The 707-nt window shown below is 44.8% G+C and carries 1 protein-coding gene; it reads right to left on the reverse strand.

Going from position 1 to position 707, the window contains the following annotated elements; genetic code table 11:
* A partial coding sequence (locus tag R7O13_RS27045) for an ABC transporter permease (RefSeq protein WP_412125736.1) occupies positions 1 to 707 on the reverse strand: 707 nt, incomplete at both ends.

The raw sequence follows: 707 nt of genomic DNA on the forward strand, positions 1-707 counted from the left end.
GATGTAAGCAGCGATTCGTTTCCTTCATTGATTCGGTAGCTAATTAAATATGAACCAGGAACATTTGCCATCACATCAGAAGAAAAGATGAAATAGAAGTTAGGCTTCATATCTCGCCACTCAACATGACGAATGGTATCCACCGTCGCATCAAAGTTTTGGCTGTTGATAACAAACCTTAATTTGTCTCCAAGTTGAATACCCAAATCGCGCGCGACATCGGCTTCAACAGATACACTGTTTGCGTTCGTCCATTTTCCTGAAAGAACGTCATTATATTCTGGTAACTGATCACCCCATGTTAAGTTGAGCTCTCGACGGATTGCGTCAGAGCCTTCCCCTTCATATTCAACGTCTTTAACGTTTTGGCCATTAATCTCTGTGAGTCGTCCTCGAATAATTGGAAATGCTTGTGACCGCGTCACTCCATTTTTATCCAGTGTTTCTAGGTAGTTAGCCAGTTCATAATCGGCAATGTTTAATGCGAATACATTAGGCGCATCCGCAGGCAAAGTCCGTTCCCAATCCGCGAGGATGTCACTACGGACAAGAAAAATAATGGAAAGGAGCATCAAAGAAAGCGACAGCGCACCAAACTGCAGACCGCTGGTTATAGGCGTGCGGTTGATCCGGCTCAGTGCCAACTTCATCGCTGGTTTGGTGGCAAAGCGGGAGAATAACTTCGTCAGTGCGATGCTTAATCCTAG

This window comes from Vibrio sp. Y176, from assembly GCF_033438945.1.